The organism is Stenotrophomonas sp. (genome assembly GCF_035634915.1).
Lineage (GTDB): Bacteria > Pseudomonadota > Gammaproteobacteria > Xanthomonadales > Xanthomonadaceae > Stenotrophomonas.
Genome location: NZ_DASQCB010000009.1, coordinates 63,301 through 75,855, shown reverse-complemented (window position 1 = coordinate 75,855; position 12,555 = coordinate 63,301). Strand labels below are relative to the sequence as shown.

The window sequence follows — 12,555 nt, the reverse complement described above, 5'->3', positions numbered from 1 at the left end:
GGCGAGGAACACACCATGAGCAAACTGATGATCTACGGTGCCCCCGGCTACACCGGGCGCATGGCAGCGGCACGCGCGAAGGAGGCCGGGCTGGACGTGGTCCTGGCGGGCCGTGACGAGGCACCGTTGCGCGCCTTGGCGACCGCGCTGGGCGTCGAGTACCGCGTATTTCCCTTGGATACGGTGACCGATGTGGAGCGCGGGCTGCACGGAATTGCCGTGCTGCTCAACTGTGCCGGTCCGTTCGTGCATACGGCTGCGCCGTTGATGGCGGCATGCCTGCGCACCGGTACCCACTATCTGGATATCGCCGCCGAGCTGGTCAGCTATGAGCTCGCTGCAGCGTTGGACCAGGATGCAGTGAAAGCGGGTGTGATGTTGATGCCGGGAAGCGGGGGCAGTGTGGCGATGCTGGGCAGCCTCGCCGCGCGCGCGATGGAACAGGTTGAACGGCCGACATCGCTGCGCATCGCGCTGCACGTTGCGGGTGCGATGTCCCGGGGTTCGGCAACCAGTGCCAGCCAGCAGATCACCGCGCACTGCCTGATGCGCAGGGGCGGCGAGCTTGTCCCCCGCGATCCGGGCGAGCTGCGCGACTTCGATTTTAGCAACGGTGCATCCAGCTGTTTCCCGGTGACCCTGCCGGATCTGATCACCATGGCCCGCCAAAGCGGCGTGGCCGATATCGAAACCTACGTGCACGTGTCCGGAACCGCATTCCCCGAGGGGGGAATTGAAGCATTGCCGGACGGACCCACCGAACAGGAACGCGCCGACAACCGCTACCACGCGGCAGTGGAAGTCATGGATGCCGACGGTTCGACCGCCTATGCCGTGCTGGATACCGTGAACGGATACACCTTCACCCCTCTGGCTGCGATAGAGGCCGCGCGCCGTGTGCTGGCGGGTGAGGTGCGTGCGGGATTCCAGACGCCGGTCGACATCTTTGGCAGTGGCTTTGCCGAATCCATCGCCGACACCCGCATCACTCTGCAGGGCGCGCGAGTTGCGCACACACTCTAAGGAATCATGACATGTCAGTTCCCAGCACTACCGAGCATCTCGCCAGCGACAAGCAATCCGTTCTGGAAGCGCTTTACCGGTTTGCCGCGGGCATCGACCTGCGGGATCGGACTCTGCTTGCATCTGCGTTCGCCGAGAACGCGATTTCCGATTTCCGACCAGCGGCCGCCAAAGCCGGATTCGAGTACCCGGTCCTGCAGGGCAGGGACATCATCGTAGAGGCACTGGCGAGCTCGCTCAGCCAGGTGGATACAACCCACTCCATCAGCAATCCGCGCGTGAGGATCGATGGCGACAGCGCCAGCGTAGACCTGCTGGTGGAGGCCCAGCATGCATCCCGCGACGACCCAGGCAGCCACTACCTGATGAAGAATCGCTACGACGTTGCGCTCTCCCGGAAGGGCGATGTGTGGGTGATCGAGCAGGTGACCGTAGACAACGTCTGGCGCACCGGGAATCCGCGGGTACTTGGGTTGGTCTGATGCGTGACTGTTTGTTGGCTGCGAATGGCCTCGGCTCGACAGCACGTCTCTCTGTGCAGCAGCAACGCCCGTGCGCGGCTGCTGCACAACCCCAGGCCATCAGCTGGCCGTAGCCCCCGCCGCTCGAGCCAACGCGGCCGCGACCTCGTCTCCCTTCCGCTCGCTGTAACGGTCCACCAGGTAGTCCGCGCGCCCCCGGGTCAGCAGCGTGAACTTCACCAGCTCTTCCATCACATCCACCACCCGGTCGTAGTAGGGCGAGGCTTTCATTCGGCCATGGTCATCGAATTCCTGCCATGCCTTGGCTACCGACGACTGGTTGGGAATGGTCAGCATGCGCATCCAGCGGCCAAGCACCCGCAGGGTGTTGACCGTGTTGAACGACTGGGAACCGCCGCTCACCTGCATCACGGCCAGGGTGCGGCCCTGCGTAGGGCAGCACACTGCCATCCTCCAGCGGCAACCAATCAATCTGGTTCTTGAACGCGCCGGTGATCGTGCCATGCCGTTCCGGGCTGACCCAGACCTGTCCCTCCGACCACAGTGACCACTCCCTCAGCCGCTGCACTTCAGGGTGGCGCTTGTCCACGCTGTCCAGCATCGGCAACAGGTGCGGATCGAATACGCGTGTCTCGCAGCCCAGGTGGCGCAGCAGCCGCTCGGCCTCCAGCGCCAGTTTGCGGCTGAACGACTGCGGCCTGAGGGAGCCATAGAGCAGCAGGATCCTTGGCGGCCCCGGATTACCGGCGGCAAGCAGGCTGTGGTCGGGCTGGGGCAGTGAGGCTTCCAGCAGGTTGGGAAGGTCAGGGCTTGTGATCGGCTCATTCATTCGATTATTCTAGAAATATGGAAACATCTAATGCAATCTCCGCCCTGACCGCCTTGGGCCATGGCACCCGCTTGGCCGCCTTCCGCCTGCTGGTGGAGGCCGGCCCGGCAGGCCGCATGGCCGGCGACATCGCCACGGCCCTGCAGGTCCCCCCGGCAACGCTCAGCTTCCACCTGAAAGAGCTGGTCCAGGCCAGCCTGGTGGAGAGTGAAAGCCAGGGCCGGAACGTCTGCTACCGCGCGAACTTCGCTGCCATGACGGGCCTGATCGAGTACCTCACGCACAACTGTTGCGCGGGCTCGCCCAGCGAGCAGTGCGCGCCAACGGCCCCGCAGTGCAAGCGCTGAAGCCACACCCACCCTCTTCAATCAAAGCGACGGCACCATGACCCGCAACGTCCTGTTCCTCTGCACGGGCAACAGCGCCCGCAGCGTTCTTGCCGAAGCCACGCTGCGCGCGTGGGGCGGCGGCGGCTTCAATGCCTTCAGCGCTGGCAGCCAACCTACGGGTCAGATCAACCCATTCGCGCTCGCGCAGTTGCAGGCCGAAGGCATGCCCATCGATGTGCTGCGCAGCAAATCGTGGGATGAACTCGCCGATGGCGCGCAGATGGACCTGGTGATCACCGTATGCGATTCAGCCGCCGCCGAATCCTGCCCGGTGGTCTTTGGTGATTTCATCCGCAGCCATTGGGGCCAGCCAGACCCGGCTGCGGTGGATGGCAACGATGCGGACAAGGCAGCGGCATTTGCACAGGCGCACATGCTGGTGAAGTCGCGCCTGCGCGCACTGCTGGACCTGCCCGAACACCTGTGGGCTGATCGCCCGGCGCTGCAGCGTGCGTTGGACGGCATCGGCCAGCTGCAACCGGCCGACAGCTCACCGTGAACGCACCAGCACAGATGCGCTTGTTCGAGCGCCACCTGACCCTGTGGGTTGCGCTCTGCATCACAGCTGGCACGCTGCTCGGCCACTTCCTGCCGGGCACGTTTGCAGCACTGGCCTCTGCCGAGGTGGCGAAGGTCAACCTGCCGGTGGCGGTGCTGATCTGGCTGATGATCATTCCGATGCTGCTGAAGGTGGACTACGGCGCCATCCGCCAGTTGCAGCAGCACTGGAAAGGCATCGGGGTGACGCTGTTCATCAATTGGGCCGTCAAGCCGTTTTCGATGGCATTGCTTGGGTGGATATTCCTGCGCCACGTCTTCGCGGATTGGTTGCCGGCTGGGCAGACCGACAGCTACATCGCGGGGCTGATCCTGCTGGCGGCTGCGCCATGCACGGCGATGGTGTTCGTGTGGAGCAACCTGTGCCGCGGTGATGCGAACTTCACCTTGAGCCAGGTGGCGCTGAACGACGCGATCATGGTGCTTGCCTATGCCCCGGTGGTCGCGTTGCTGCTGGGCATTTCAGCGATCACGGTTCCCTGGGCCACGCTGCTGCTCTCCGTAGGCCTGTACATCGTGGCACCTGTGCTGGTGGCTGCCTTGCTACGGCGTTGGCTGCTCGCCCGCAACGGCGCGGTCGGTCTGGAACGCGTATTGCGCATGCTCGGACCGGTGTCGCTGGCGGCATTGCTGCTGACCCTGGTGCTGCTGTTCGGCTTCCAGGGGCAGCAGATTCTCAGGCAGCCGCTGGTGATCGCCTTGATCGCCGTGCCCATCCTGGTCCAGGTTCATTTCACCTCGGGCCTGGCCTATCTGCTCAACCGTCAGCTTGGGGTGGCGCATTGCATTGCCGGGCCTTCGGCGTTGATCGGCGCGAGCAACTTCTTCGAGCTTGCCGTAGCAACCGCCGTAGGGCTGTTTGGTGTGCATTCGGGAGCGGCATTGGCGACTGTTGTAGGGGTCCTGATCGAGGTGCCGGTGATGCTGTCCGTTGTTCGGATCGTGAACCGCACCCAAGGTTGGTATGAGCGGAATGGGAGGATCTGAACGGGTTGCGGTTGGTCGACAACGACGATTCTGGCCGGCGGCGGACATCCATCCCCAGCCGAACACGCCGTTTGAGCCTTCCCGGCCGCCCCGGCGGTTTCATGGGATGATGCGCCACCGCGCCCCGACTGCCCCAACATGCACACCCTGACCGATCCCAATCTGCTGAACGACATCGCTGAGATCGGTCGTATCGAGGCGGTGCCGCGCATCCTCGAAACAGTGGCCCATATCACCGGTTCGCGATTCACGGCGATTGCCCGGGTGACCGAGACGACCTGGACGGCCTGCGCCACCTTGGACACGCTGGGGTTTGGGCTCGTTCCCGGCGGGCAACTGGTCCTGGAAACCACCATCTGCGACGAGATCAGGCAGTCGCCCACCTCGGTCGTGTTCGCGCAAGCCAGTGCACACCCGCTGTATTCCAAGCACCACACCCCGCGGATCTATGGGCTTGAGAGTTATGCGTCGGTTCCGATCCATCGGCCGGACGGCAGCTTCTTCGGCACCCTCTGCGCCATTGATTCAACGCCGGGCAACTTCGATGAAGCCCATGTCCGGCGCTCGATGGAGCTGCTTGCCGACCTTGTTGGGCACTACCTCGACAAGGAGGATCGCCTGCTGGAAGCACAGACAGCGCTGTCCGATGCGCAGCGGGATTCAGACCTGCGCGATCAGTTCATTGCGGTGCTGGGCCATGATCTTCGCAGCCCCCTGCAGGCGATCAGCGTTGCTGCGGATTCGCTGGACACGGAGGCAACCTCCGAGCGCCAGCAGCAGATGCTCGCGCACATCGCATCGGGCGTCACCCGCATGGATGGACTGATCAACGACGTGCTCGATTTCGCCCGCGGTCGGTTGGGCGGCGGCATTCCGATCTCGCTCCGCGAAAGCCACTCGTTGCAGGCAGACCTTGAACGCGTGGCGGAGGAGGTGGCGATCGCGACCGGTCGCCAGGACATCAGCGTCCAGATGCAGATCGAGGGCAGCGTGGTCTGCGACCCCAGCAGGCTTTCGCAACTGCTGGCCAACCTGCTGACCAATGCCGCGCAGCACGGTGAGCGCTCTGCGCCTGTCACGTTGAAGGTTCACGCCGCATCCAATGGTCTGGTGCTGGCTGTGCACAATGCAGGCTGCATCCCGTCGGAAAGGCTGGGCTGCATTTTCAGCCCGTTTTCCCGCGAGCAGGGCGAAGAGCCCAGGCCCGGCCTGGGTCTGGGCATCTACATCGCTTCGGAAATCGCCAGGTCTCACGGCGGGACGCTCGACGTGACATCGGATGAAGGCGCGGGAACTGTGTTCACGTTCCAGATGCCGAGCGCGGTGCGTTCGGAAGGACCGCGAGACGGCTGAGTTGGGTTAGTCGGGCTCTGGGCGTAAGCGAGAGCGCCCTCAGGCCCCCGCCTTCCCGCGATCCAACTGCCGATACCCGATCGCCTCTGCCAGGTGCGCCGTCCCGATCCCCTCGCACGCATCCAGATCCGCAATCGTGCGAGCCACCCGCAGAATCCGGTGCATCGCCCTCGCTGAGAGCTGTAAGCGTTCAATCGCCTGCTCCAGTAGATCCTGGTCGCCCTCGCTCAGCCGCGTGCACGCCCGTAGTGCTGCGGGCGGCAGATGCGCATTCAACCCGCCCCGCGCGCGCTGGCGCGCATGGGCCGCTTCAACCCGCGCACGCACCACCGCACTCGACTCGCCCAGCGGCGTGCTTTCCCGCAGCTCCACTGCATCCATCCTCGCCACGTTGATGTGCAGGTCGATGCGGTCCAGCAGCGGCCCTGAGACCCGCGCGCGGTAGCGGGTGATGCGCTCATCGGTGCACAGGCAGCGATTGCTGCGATCGCCCGCCCATCCACACGGGCAAGGATTCATTGCCGCCACCAACTGGAAGCGCGCCGGGTACTGCACACTGCGCGCCGCACGTGCGATGCGGATATGTCCGGACTCCAAGGGCTCACGCAGCGTCTCCAGGGCACTGCGGTTCCACTCCGGCAGCTCGTCCAGGAACAGCACGCCGTGATGTGCCAGCGAGATCTCGCCGGGGCAGGGGGGATTGCCGCCACCCACCAAAGCCGCCGCACTCGCGCTGTGGTGGGGCGCGCGAAACGGCCGTTGCCGCCAGCGCCGCGGGTCCAGCCCTTCGCCACTCACCGATGCAATTGCGGCCAGCTGCAGCGCTTCGTTCTGCTCGGTGTCCGGCAGCAGGCTGGGCAGGCGCGAGGCCAGCAGGGTCTTGCCGCAGCCCGGGCTGCCGATCAGCAGCAGATGGTGGCCACCGGCCGCGGCCACTTCCAATGCGCGACGCGCGTGTGCCTGCCCGCGCACGTCGGCCAGGTCGGGCAGGGGCATCGGCGTGGTGTCCACACGCTGCACCGGCGGCAGCAGGCGTGGGTTGCCCAGCCCGGCGCAGCACTCCAGCAGGGTGCGGGCCACGCGCACGTCGGCATGTTCGGCCAGCGCGGCCTCGGCGGCATTGCCCGGCGGCACCACCAGGATGCGCCCGGCCTCGGCGGCGGCAATCGCGGCGGGCAGCGCGCCGCTGACCGGACGCAGCTCGCCGGTCAGGCCGAGCTCGCCGAGAAACTCGTAACCCAGCAGCGATTGCGGTTCGACCTGGCCGCTGGCGGCGAGGATGCCCAGCGCGATGGCAAGGTCGTAGCGCCCGCCTTCCTTGGGCAGGTCGGCCGGAGCCAGGTTCAACGTGATGCGCCGCTGCGGGAAATCGAAGCGCGCGCAGAGCAGGGCAGCACGCACGCGCTCGCGCGATTCGCGCACGCTGGCTTCGGCCAGACCGACGATCTGGGTCACCGGGAGGCCGCCGGAGAGATGCACTTCCACCCGCACCAGCGGGGCATCGACCCCGGCGCGGGCACGGCTGTAGACCAGCGCCAGGCTCATGGATGGTCTCCTGCGAAAGGGCGCCTGATGGTGAGGCAGGCGTGCGGTTGGTCGCCATCAGGGCTTCCCTGCAATCTGCCTAGGGAGACCGGCCAGTTGACGCTGGGGCTCACGCGTGGCGGCCCGAAACCTCGCCATGCCATTATCCTTGCAGCAATTGAAGTGCGTAGGTTCGGTCCCCTCCTCTTTTGAATCAGACAAGCCCCATGAAGACGCGTACCCCTCTGTTTCTTGCCCTCGCACTGCTGACGTCGGCGGTTTCTTCCCACGCCGCGACCCCTGCCGTGGACTATGTGTCCAAGGCCTTCCGTGACGGTGATTTCGTTCCGCACGTCTACGATGAGAGCAAGCTGATCCAGCGGTATGGTGCAGGTGACAAAACCGTTGCCATGGGCCAGGTCCAGCGCCGCTACGCCGACCCGACCACGGGGCTGGAAGTGATGGTGATCGCCAACGCGGATGGCGGCGCAGAACACCGCACCGTTGATGTGATCCGGGTGTCGTCGATCACCACCGGCAAGCAGCCCGCAGGCAAGACCGAAAGTCTGCGCGGCATCACGCTGAAGGGTGTTGCTATCGGTGACCCGGCCGCCAAAGCCTTGGCTGAAGCCCGCAAAGAGGGCGAAGCGGAAACCGAGCAGGTGAAGCTGGGCTCAGTCGCGGTTGAACGCGTATGCAAGTACGCCGAAGACCTGTTGAATCTCTGCTACTACACCAAGGATGGGAAAGTGGTGGCGATGGAAGTGGGTGTGAGCGACTAGGGCACATGCAATGGCGAGGCGGTACTGTTCGTGCTCATAGCTTTACTGGATGGTCCCAGTAGCAGACCGCCATCGCTGGCCCGTAGCGCGCCACTAATGCATCCACCGCTTGCTGGCTGCGGGGGCCTTCGTTGCTCGACACCGGCGCGCCGATGCCGGCCAGTACCGCGTCAGAGAGCTGCATCAAGGTGATCTTGCGGTCGGTGGGGCAATGCCGCATGACAATGAGATTGGGCTGATTGAGTCGGTCCATCCATTCGAACAGCTGCGGATAAATTGACGCGCGGCGCAGGAACGCATCCTGCCGTTCGATGTTGCGCTGCAGGCGTTGCCTGCCTTCGGCGGTGACGTCGGGCAGATTCTTCATGCGGGGCACAATGCCGCCATGAAACAGCACGACGCTGTCGGCCATGACGTGGCGCGTGTGCGCGGGCAGGAACAGGTAGTTGGCGCAGGACGACACGCATACCTGATAGGCATGGACGCTGGCCTTGCGATCAAGAATTGCATCGCCCATGTCCATGCCCAGCTCGACGTCGCCGCCCAGCGAGCGCACGATCACCTGCGGTTTGATGTCAGCAGGGATGTTCGCCAGCGGCGTGAGGAACGCATCGCGGCTATCACTGGTCAGGCTGCTGGTGAAGTCGGCACAGAGCGTATCGGGTGCGACCGTGCGGACCTCGGCCGGTGCGCTGGATGGCCGTTCCTTCATCCAGGCCACGCAGCGCTCGGTGGCTGCTGGGTCAAGGCCGTCGGCGGCCATCGTGGCGCCGGGCAGGGCCAGCGCGAACAACACAGCAAGACATCGCAACATGATCGTGACTCCTGTCGGGATCCTGGAGAGGCATCCGGTGCACGGCGCGGCCTCTCAAGCGCTATTGTACCTGTGCCGGGCCGATAGCAGATCGAGGGAGCGGATACTGGTCCCTGCACTGGGAAGCGTTTCGGTGAAGGTAGATCGGAAGCGCAGAAATCCGGCCCATATGCGGTCCGGATCTCCACAGTGACTAGGTCGGATCAATCGAATTTCAGATCCGCGTCACTCTGACAACAGTCCAGGATCAGGGCCGAACGTCAAGCGGCACCCTTCTGCGGAGCAGCACAGTTGGGACAGAAATTCGCGGAACGCTCGATCACCGTCCCGCACCCTGCGCACGTCGCATATGTTTTCTTTGCGATGATTTTGTTCCGCATGTAGGCGATCTGAATCACGGCGGGCACGGTCACCCGATACGCCGGGCTGGAAAGGTCTGCCAGCGTCCACACCGCGGTAACCGCCCAACCGATGGGCCCCAACGCTACACTGACACCCTTGGTAATGATTGCGCCTGCTCCGAAAGAGAGGCCACGACCCAGGATCGCCTTTGCAACGGCATGGGCAACGATAGTGACGACCTTATAGGTGGCAAAGCCTCCCAGGCGAGCAGTCTGAATCAACAAGGCAAGTGCACCGGGCCCCTTCGGCAGGCTGCCCAGGCCCAGCTCGTCGGCAATCGTCTGTTTCTCTTCATCCGACATCTTTTCGACAGCTTTGCCGAGAATCTTTCGGATAATGACCAGCTCGACGTCCGCGACAGCGGAACCGGTGGGCATCTTCACCCCGAGATGGCTTGCTACATCATTGACGATCTCGCTGTATGCGATGGTCGGTGCGGCATTCGGAAGCACACTGTCGAGGAAGCTGCCCGCGAACATTCCGCGCGCCTTCCGGAAAGCATTGCTGACCGTGTTGCCGCCGAATTCCAGAATCTCCTGAGCGATCAGTGCACGTTCGGTCGAACCATAGTTCTGCTTCTCCTTTGCGTTCACCAAGATCCTGCACATGGCGCTGTCCAAGGTGAGCCGACCGGCGCCCCGGTCGGTGATGTAGTCGACCAGAATATCCAAGTCCTCGGCGTCAGCCTCGGCCAGGATTACGCCCAAGTCGTTGGTGGCACGGATGTCTTCGTTGGAGAGAGTTTCGGTGGCGATCATGATCAGTCTCGGAAGTTGGCGCCCATTGCGGCGCAGAGGGTAAGGAGGAGCGGGACGTACTCTGGATTGGACGTGTGCAACTGCTGTAGTGGTGGTGCGGCACTAGTCGCACCAATTCGGTACGCCTGAGCCTCGACGTTGCTTCTGACCATCTTGTCTGCGCCTGCAGGAAGTTCCTGCAGGTGATTGGTCAGTCGCGCCAGTTCGCGGCCGTTTTGGACGCTGGCGGATGGGCCATGGTCTTTGGAAGTGCAGAGACGCTTCGCGAAATCGTTGAACCTTGGGTCCGTTCGAGCCGCTTCATGCGTAAAAACTGCAGCGGCGAGTACCTTCCAGTCACGATCGCGCATCAATAGAAAAGCTGGAGGCACGCCAAGCGCATTGGCAATCTGGCAGATGGATTTGAGCGTCGGATTTGCCGCATCATCCTGCTTGAGCAGCTTCGTCAATGAAGATCTCGCCATGCCTGCATCTTCTGCAAGCTGCTCCTGACTCACGATGGTTCGTTCGCCTTCCTCGTCAATGGCGGGCCTTGCCCCTGAGATTCGCCTGATGGCCCGGATGAAGGCCTGTGCAACGCTTGCGTGTAGCGGCTTTTGTTGATCGAACATAGAGCACTCCATGCGTTGGATGGAATTCTCTCCGTCGCGCGTGATTCTGGCCAGTCCTTTTGAGTAATCGAGTAGACAACTGGGATCGAAGGTCCACTCGAGTAGACATGCCAGCAGGATAGGGTGCCAATTGGCGCGGAGTCGGTGAAGCGCCAGCCCGGACGGGGGCTGCTTCCCCGCAGCGGACGTGGAGTAGGTGTACTTCTTGACCTGGGTGGCAGGTGTGATTGTAGGATGCCCCTCAGGAGCTTCCACGGCAAAAGGAGTAGGCGGTAATGTCAGTTTTTTTCGGGCGTGAAAAAGCTAGGCGTTTTGAGTTTGGCCCGATTGAGGACCGTGATCGCATGCAGATCAGAGAGGAGATCAAGCCTTATCTTCTTCTTGATGATGGTGCGCTGCCTGATGACGTCCTTGAGAGTGGGGACACCAAGCTCCCCGTCCATGACGTAGCGAGTGGCGCATTCGAAATAATGCGATCCATGTTTGAACAGAAGAGTGCGAGGGAAGTTCTCAAGTACAGCCCTGTGATTGGCGTGATGACCAATTCGCTGGATATGAATGCATTCGCAATGATGCTTCATCTGGGCGAGAAGTTTCTGATTTCAGTCAATGCAGGGGTGGTGCTTCGTGTAACAGTTTCTGCCTACCGACTTGCCGGGTTCCAGGATGGAGAGCTTGGCAAGAATGTTGTCAATGCAAGTTCGCGCTTCAGCCCCGGGCAAGATTTTCCCTTGCCTGTTGATCCTGAGCGGCGAAAGCGAGCGCTGCGGTGCGCAATGTATGCGACAGTCGCCATCTTCTGTCACGAGATCGCCCACTGCTTCAGAGGGCATCTCGGAAAATCGAAGATGCGTCTTAATGAGGAGTTTCTTGGCTCTGCTGGCGAGGTCGGCCGCGCGGCGGATGAGGTCCGGTCGGCAATGGAGTTTGATGCAGATGAATTTTCCGGACGATTCTTGACAGATATATTTTTCCAAAAGCAGAAGGAGCGTGGCGACCTTCTTCATGATGCGGATAGAGTGGCTGAGTTCGAAAGTATCGCAGCTGGCGTTCTAATTGCCCTATGCCTTACGCGCAAAAGCTCTATATATTTGAGTGGAGTGACTCGCGCCTTCGTGATACTGATCGGCGTACTGACGAGCTGTGCATCTGCAGGCACGAGGGATGGTCAGCGTCCAATGAAGTATTTGAACGATCTGCTTGAACGGTTGCAAGCAGAGATGACTGCTGCTGGAGTTGAAATGAATGACAGCGGAGTTACGATGCTTGACGAGAAGGAGGAACTGAAGAGAAACATGGACGTTCGGGATGAAGCTGTTGCGTCGTGGTTGAGTAATCGGCCGGACTGGGGTGGGCGGGGGAAGCCCGAGCAGGAGTAACCAGGCAGTCTTCTTGATCGGAGGGAACCCTGTTCGCCTCAGAAGTCTTTCATTCACGAAGGACGCGAAAAGTGGATACGGGCCGAACTAACGAGTCTCAATCCATTGACTCCAAGGCGAGAGGAGGCGAAAGGCGGTGTGCAGAACCTCCATCTTCCACTCGATTGGGTGGGGCCGCGGGCTGCGCGATACGTGGCTGGAATCTAGTCTTGCCTGACCACAAGTAGCTCTCCGCGCCACGCCCAGAAACTGGAACTGCTTGAACTCGGGGCCGGGTCAGGGCGCGCATTGACGTTGTCTCAGCTGGCGTCGCGGCCCTGTTCCAGCTCACGCACCACCGCTTCCAGCGCATCCAGCTTCTCGCGCGTCTTCAACAGCACCGCACGCTGCACTTCAAATTCCTCGCGCGTCACCAGGTCCAGCTTGGCCAGGCCGGCCTGCAGCGCGGTCTTGAAGGTGGCCTGCAGTTCCTCGCGCGATTCGCGCAGGCCCGGCGGGACCAGGTCGCTCAGACGGCGGGCAAGGTCATCGAGGTGATTCAGGTCGATCATGGGGGTACTCCGTGGCCTGGCAGGCCGTTCTGCGCATAAGGATACCGCCGGCCCGCGCGCCCGCACAGGCGACGCTGGTTTCGCGCCGGGCGCGCTCAGGCGCTATCCTCCAC

Annotated in this window: 13 protein-coding genes and 1 pseudogene; 8 read left to right on the top strand and 6 right to left on the bottom strand. The window is 62.7% G+C overall.

All coding sequences use genetic code 11. From position 1 onward, the window contains the following. Positions 1–15: 15 nt before the first annotated feature. Together VER16_RS06620 and VER16_RS06615 are read left to right on the top strand one after the other, a co-directional pair. Positions 16–1,023 (top strand): saccharopine dehydrogenase family protein, encoded by a 1,008-nt coding sequence (locus VER16_RS06620; protein ID WP_324806483.1) that lies wholly within the window; start codon positions 16–18, stop codon positions 1,021–1,023. Between the two features lie 11 nt (positions 1,024–1,034). Next, a complete protein-coding gene (locus VER16_RS06615) occupies positions 1,035–1,505 on the top strand; it encodes a nuclear transport factor 2 family protein (protein ID WP_324806481.1) in 471 nt (156 codons plus the stop codon). 99 nt (positions 1,506–1,604) lie between these two features. Here the strand turns inward: VER16_RS06615 and arsH are convergent. After that, positions 1,605–2,334, bottom strand: a pseudogene (arsH, locus tag VER16_RS06610) (arsenical resistance protein ArsH). A 17-nt stretch (positions 2,335–2,351) separates the two neighbouring features. Here arsH and VER16_RS06605 point away from each other — a divergent pair. The 4 genes from VER16_RS06605 to VER16_RS06590 all read left to right on the top strand — a co-directional run bounded on the left by VER16_RS06605 (position 2,352) and on the right by VER16_RS06590 (position 5,621). Continuing rightward, positions 2,352–2,681, top strand: coding sequence for a metalloregulator ArsR/SmtB family transcription factor (locus tag VER16_RS06605; RefSeq protein WP_324806479.1), 330 nt, complete (start codon positions 2,352–2,354; stop codon positions 2,679–2,681). A 37-nt stretch (positions 2,682–2,718) separates the two neighbouring features. Beyond that, complete coding sequence (locus tag VER16_RS06600) at positions 2,719–3,222, top strand: arsenate reductase ArsC (RefSeq protein WP_324806477.1); 504 nt, start codon at positions 2,719–2,721, stop codon at positions 3,220–3,222. 14 nt (positions 3,223–3,236) lie between these two features. Then, positions 3,237–4,268 (top strand): ACR3 family arsenite efflux transporter, encoded by a 1,032-nt coding sequence (arsB, locus tag VER16_RS06595; RefSeq protein ID WP_324806475.1) that lies wholly within the window; start codon positions 3,237–3,239, stop codon positions 4,266–4,268. A gap of 138 nt (positions 4,269–4,406) precedes the next feature. Further along, positions 4,407–5,621, top strand: coding sequence for a GAF domain-containing sensor histidine kinase (locus VER16_RS06590; RefSeq protein WP_324806473.1), 1,215 nt, complete (start codon positions 4,407–4,409; stop codon positions 5,619–5,621). A 39-nt stretch (positions 5,622–5,660) separates the two neighbouring features. On the opposite strand, the gene VER16_RS06585 is transcribed toward VER16_RS06590, so the two are convergent. Then, on the bottom strand, positions 5,661–7,166 hold the full coding sequence (locus VER16_RS06585) for a YifB family Mg chelatase-like AAA ATPase (RefSeq protein WP_324806471.1): 1,506 nt from the start codon (positions 7,164–7,166) through the stop codon (positions 5,661–5,663). 206 nt (positions 7,167–7,372) lie between these two features. Between VER16_RS06585 and VER16_RS06580 the strand changes: the two genes are divergently transcribed. Further along, positions 7,373–7,927, top strand: coding sequence for a hypothetical protein (locus VER16_RS06580; RefSeq protein ID WP_324806469.1), 555 nt, complete (start codon positions 7,373–7,375; stop codon positions 7,925–7,927). A 34-nt stretch (positions 7,928–7,961) separates the two neighbouring features. On the opposite strand, the gene VER16_RS06575 is transcribed toward VER16_RS06580, so the two are convergent. The 3 genes from VER16_RS06575 to VER16_RS06565 form a co-directional block, all read right to left on the bottom strand. Further along, positions 7,962–8,741: a hypothetical protein gene (locus tag VER16_RS06575; protein ID WP_324806468.1), complete on the bottom strand. Its 780-nt coding sequence runs from the start codon at positions 8,739–8,741 to the stop codon at positions 7,962–7,964. Positions 8,742–9,001: 260 nt separating this feature from the next. Next, positions 9,002–9,901, bottom strand: coding sequence for a hypothetical protein (locus VER16_RS06570; protein WP_324806466.1), 900 nt, complete (start codon positions 9,899–9,901; stop codon positions 9,002–9,004). 2 nt (positions 9,902–9,903) lie between these two features. Then, positions 9,904–10,512: a helix-turn-helix transcriptional regulator gene (locus VER16_RS06565; protein WP_324806464.1), complete on the bottom strand. Its 609-nt coding sequence runs from the start codon at positions 10,510–10,512 to the stop codon at positions 9,904–9,906. Positions 10,513–10,787: 275 nt separating this feature from the next. Between VER16_RS06565 and VER16_RS06560 the strand changes: the two genes are divergently transcribed. Next, positions 10,788–11,891, top strand: coding sequence for a hypothetical protein (locus tag VER16_RS06560; protein WP_324806462.1), 1,104 nt, complete (start codon positions 10,788–10,790; stop codon positions 11,889–11,891). 299 nt (positions 11,892–12,190) lie between these two features. On the opposite strand, the gene ubiK is transcribed toward VER16_RS06560, so the two are convergent. Continuing rightward, positions 12,191–12,442 (bottom strand): ubiquinone biosynthesis accessory factor UbiK, encoded by a 252-nt coding sequence (gene ubiK, locus VER16_RS06555; protein WP_324806460.1) that lies wholly within the window; start codon positions 12,440–12,442, stop codon positions 12,191–12,193. Positions 12,443–12,555 lie beyond the last annotated feature (113 nt).